Origin of the sequence: Streptomyces sp. NPDC057638, from assembly GCF_042800315.1 — a bacterium.
Taxonomy (GTDB): Bacteria; Actinomycetota; Actinomycetes; order Streptomycetales; family Streptomycetaceae; genus Streptomyces.
This window is the reverse complement of record NZ_JBHVHF010000489.1, coordinates 1-3,814: the sequence shown is the minus strand read 5'-3', so window position 1 is coordinate 3,814 and position 3,814 is coordinate 1. Positions and strand designations below refer to the sequence as shown.

6 protein-coding genes are annotated in these 3,814 nt (G+C 67.6%); all 6 read right to left on the bottom strand.

Annotated elements, in window-relative coordinates:
• Positions 1 to 33 precede the first annotated feature (33 nt).
• Positions 34 to 1,056 (bottom strand): DNA-directed RNA polymerase subunit alpha, encoded by a 1,023-nt coding sequence (locus tag ACFVIM_RS33785; RefSeq protein ID WP_384309803.1) that lies wholly within the window; start codon positions 1,054 to 1,056, stop codon positions 34 to 36.
• Positions 1,057 to 1,186: 130 nt separating this feature from the next.
• Positions 1,187 to 1,591 carry a 30S ribosomal protein S11 gene (gene rpsK / locus ACFVIM_RS33780; RefSeq protein ID WP_003956432.1) on the bottom strand — a complete coding sequence of 135 codons (405 nt, stop codon included), beginning with the start codon at positions 1,589 to 1,591 and terminating at the stop codon, positions 1,187 to 1,189.
• 96 nt (positions 1,592 to 1,687) lie between these two features.
• Positions 1,688 to 2,068, bottom strand: a complete 381-nt coding sequence (rpsM, locus tag ACFVIM_RS33775; protein WP_384309800.1) for a 30S ribosomal protein S13 — start codon at positions 2,066 to 2,068, stop codon at positions 1,688 to 1,690.
• Between the two features lie 190 nt (positions 2,069 to 2,258).
• The gene (gene rpmJ / locus ACFVIM_RS33770) at positions 2,259 to 2,372 is read right to left on the bottom strand and encodes a 50S ribosomal protein L36 (RefSeq protein ID WP_003956441.1); all 114 of its coding nucleotides are present in this window, start codon (positions 2,370 to 2,372) and stop codon (positions 2,259 to 2,261) included.
• 61 nt (positions 2,373 to 2,433) lie between these two features.
• Positions 2,434 to 2,655: a translation initiation factor IF-1 gene (infA, locus tag ACFVIM_RS33765; RefSeq protein WP_003956442.1), complete on the bottom strand. Its 222-nt coding sequence runs from the start codon at positions 2,653 to 2,655 to the stop codon at positions 2,434 to 2,436.
• 242 nt (positions 2,656 to 2,897) lie between these two features.
• Positions 2,898 to 3,737, bottom strand: coding sequence for a type I methionyl aminopeptidase (gene map, locus ACFVIM_RS33760; protein WP_384309806.1), 840 nt, complete (start codon positions 3,735 to 3,737; stop codon positions 2,898 to 2,900).
• Positions 3,738 to 3,814: the final 77 nt, after the last annotated feature.

Below are 3,814 nucleotides of genomic sequence, written 5' to 3'. Positions count from 1 at the left end.
GCGCGGGGCCGGGCCCCGCGCGCTCCGCACTGCTTAGTACTGCTCGGTCTCGACGAAACCGGCGTCCGCGTCGTCGTCGGCACCGAAGGCGTCGGCGGCGGCGGTCGGGTCGAATCCGGGCGGGCTGTCCTTGAGCGCCAGGCCCATGTTGGCCAGCTTCGCCTTGACCTCGTCGATCGACTTCGCACCGAAGTTGCGGATGTCGAGCAGATCGGCCTCGGAGCGGGCGACGAGCTCACCCACGGAGTGGATGCCCTCGCGCTTGAGGCAGTTGTACGAGCGGACCGTGAGCTCCAGCTCCTCGATCGGCAGCGCCAGATCGGCGGCGAGCGCGGCGTCCGTCGGGGACGGACCCATGTCGATGCCCTCGGCGTCGATGTTCAGCTCGCGGGCGAGACCGAACAGCTCCACCAGGGTCTTGCCCGCGGAGGCCATGGCGTCACGGGGACGCATCGCCTGCTTGGTCTCGACGTCGACGATCAGCTTGTCGAAGTCGGTGCGCTGCTCGACTCGGGTGGCCTCGACCTTGTAGGTGACCTTGAGGACCGGCGAGTAGATCGAGTCGACCGGGATCCGGCCGATCTCCTGGCCCACCTGCTTGTTCTGCACGGCGGAGACATAGCCGCGGCCACGCTCGACCGTCAGCTCCATCTCCAGCTTGCCCTTGCCGTTCAGCGTGGCGAGCACCAGGTCGGGGTTGTGCACCTCGACACCGGCCGGAGGCGCGATGTCGGCGGCGGTCACCAGACCGGGACCCTGCTTGCGCAGGTACATCACGACCGGCTCGTCGTGCTCCGAGGAGACGACCAGCTGCTTGATGTTGAGGATGAGGTCGGTGACGTCCTCCTTGACGCCCGGCACGGTGGTGAACTCGTGCAGGACACCGTCGATACGGATGGACGTGACCGCCGCACCCGGGATCGAGGAGAGCAGCGTACGGCGGAGGGAGTTACCGAGGGTGTAGCCGAAGCCCGGCTCCAGCGGCTCGATCACGAACCGGGAGCGGTACTCGTCGACGACCTCTTCGGTCAGCGAGGGACGCTGAGCGATCAGCATGAGGATCGGTCCTTCAGTCGGGGGCGCCCGCTATTTGACGCCCGACGAATTACTGCGTGGAACAAGGGTACGGGCGGTACGACCCGAGAAGGCCGTACCGCCCGAATCCAGTCAGCCGTGCGGCCGTGCGTCAGACGCGGCGGCGCTTGGGCGGACGGCAGCCGTTGTGCGGCGTGGGGGTGACGTCCTGGATCGAGCCGACCTCAAGGCCGGTGGCCTGGAGGGAGCGGATCGCGGTCTCACGGCCGGAGCCGGGACCCTTGACGAAGACGTCGACCTTGCGCATGCCGTGCTCCTGCGCGCGGCGGGCGGCCGACTCGGCGGCCATCTGCGCGGCGAAGGGGGTGGACTTGCGCGAGCCCTTGAAGCCGACGTGGCCGGCGGAGGCCCAGGAGATCACGTTGCCGGACGGGTCCGTGATCGAGACGATCGTGTTGTTGAACGTGCTCTTGATGTGGGCGTGCCCGTGAGCGACGTTCTTCTTTTCCTTGCGGCGCACCTTCTTGGCAGCGCCCTGACGACCCTTGGGGGGCATCTCTTACTCCTACGGGAGGTGGTCGGTCCTACAGCGAAGACCGCTGGCTGTCGCGGTCCGGGGGCGACCCCGGGAATCCGCAGCGTCCGCTGTGGACTACTTCTTGCCCGGCTTCTTCTTACCGGCGATGGCGCGACGCGGGCCCTTGCGGGTACGGGCGTTCGTGCTGGTGCGCTGGCCGTGGACCGGCAGACCGCGGCGGTGACGCAGACCCTGGTAGCAGCCGATCTCGACCTTGCGGCGGATGTCGGCCTGGATCTCGCGACGGAGGTCACCCTCAGTCTTGATGTTGTTGTCCACGTACTCGCGGATCTTGACCAGGTCTTCCTCGGCCAGGTCACGAACGCGGGCGTTCGGGTTCACACCGGTGGCGGCGAGGGTCTCCTGCGCCAGGGTGCGGCCGATGCCGAAGACGTAGGTGAGTGCGATCTCCACACGCTTGTCGCGCGGGATGTCAACACCGGAAACGCGTGCCATTCAATGGCTCCTGAGTGTTCGGGGGTCTTCCACAGAGCCACTCCCGGCCGCCGTATGAGGTACGGAACGGGTCCCCGGCCCCCACCGAGGGTGTCGTCAACCGCGTGGCGCGGCCCGACGGGCACTGCGTAATTACAGATACTGCTTGCGTCGCGCGAAGAACTGCGGAAGGCAGGTCGGTCGGCGTGCGTCAGCCCTGGCGCTGCTTGTGGCGCAGGTTGTCGCAGATGACCATGACCCGGCCGTGACGGCGGATCACCTTGCACTTGTCGCAGATCTTCTTGACGCTCGGCTTGACCTTCATGGGATGTGAGGTTCTCCGGGTCAGTGTCCCGCCCAGTGCCGTGGCACGGACGTGACAAGATCTACTTGTACCGGTAGACGATCCGGCCACGCGTCAGGTCGTACGGAGACAGCTCCACGACGACCCGGTCGTCCGGAAGGATTCGGATGTAGTGCATCCGCATCTTGCCGGAGATGTGCGCGAGGACCTTGTGACCGTTCTGAAGCTCCACCTTGAACATCGCGTTCGGGAGGGACTCGATCACGGTGCCCTCGATCTCGATGGCACCTTGCTTCTTGGCCACGCTTCGCCCTTCGAATCGGCTACCTTGATCGACTCTCGCCGCCATACACCCACATGAAAGCGGGCACACGGGTACACGAGAGCCGACGCATCAGTCTACGTCAGGCCATCCGAAAAGACGAATCCCGCAAGTCTGCCCCGCTACGGAGATCGTTACGCGTGACGGGCGGGGGGCGCGGGGAGCGAGCGGGCCGGGCGCGGAGCGTGACGGCCCCGCCCGGCGGCCCGCCCGGGGCGCGCGGCTCAGGAGGCCAGCGGGTCCGGCGCGGCCGTGACGCCCAGCGCCGCCAGCTTGGCCTTGCCGCCGTCCACGGCGGTCAGCACCAGCGGACCCTCCTCGGTCAGCGCGACCGAGTGCTCCCAGTGCGAGGACCAGGTGCCGTCCGTGGTGATCACGGTCCAGTCGTCGGAGAGGACCTCGGTCCTCGGGGTGCCCAGCGAGACCATCGGCTCGATGGCCAGGCAGAAGCCGGGGACCAGCTTGGGGCCCTTGCCGCGCTTGCGGGCGACGTAGTTCAGCAGATGGGGGTCCATGTGCATCTCGGTGCCGATGCCATGGCCGCCGTACTCCTCGATGATCCCGTAACGGCCGCCGCCGGGCTTGGGCTGGCGGCGGATGAAGGTCTCGATCGCGCGGGAGATGTCCACCAGCCGGTTGCCCTGCTTCATGGCGGCGATCCCGGCCCACATCGACTCCTCGGTCACCCGGGAGAGCTCCAGCAGCTCCGGGGCGTGACCGCCGCCCACGAAGGCGGTGTAGGCCGCGTCGCCGTGCCAGCCGTCGACGATCGCCCCGGCGTCGATGGAGATGATGTCGCCGTCCTTGAGCACGGTCGTGTCATCCGGGATGCCGTGGACGACGACCTCGTTCACCGAGGTGCAGATGGTGGCCGGGAAGCCCCCGTACCCCAGGAAGTTCGACTTGGCGCCGTGCTCGGCGATGACCTTGCGGGCGACCTCGTCCAGATCACGGGTGGTGGCGCCGGGCACGGCGGCCTCACGGGTGGCCGCGTGGATGGCGGCGACCACCAGCCCCGCCTCGCGCATCTTCGCGATCTGCTCCGGGGTCTTGAGCTGCACCATGGCTGGGCCTTCCACCTTCTCGTCGTCTGCTGTCACGGCTCGTACTCAACAGTACGGCCGCGATGTCCGGTGGACAT

Bases quoted from the DNA above. Each gene is read 5' to 3' on its own strand.
- rpsK (WP_003956432.1), bottom strand. From the start codon at position 1,591: ATGCCCCCCAAGGGTCGTCAGGGCGCTGCCAAGAAGGTGCGCCGCAAG.
- rpmJ (WP_003956441.1), bottom strand. From the start codon at position 2,372: ATGAAGGTCAAGCCGAGCGTCAAGAAGATCTGCGACAAGTGCAAGGTG.
- ACFVIM_RS33785 (WP_384309803.1), bottom strand. From the start codon at position 1,056: ATGCTGATCGCTCAGCGTCCCTCGCTGACCGAAGAGGTCGTCGACGAG.
- map (WP_384309806.1), bottom strand. From the start codon at position 3,737: ATGGTGCAGCTCAAGACCCCGGAGCAGATCGCGAAGATGCGCGAGGCG.
- rpsM (WP_384309800.1), bottom strand. From the start codon at position 2,068: ATGGCACGCGTTTCCGGTGTTGACATCCCGCGCGACAAGCGTGTGGAG.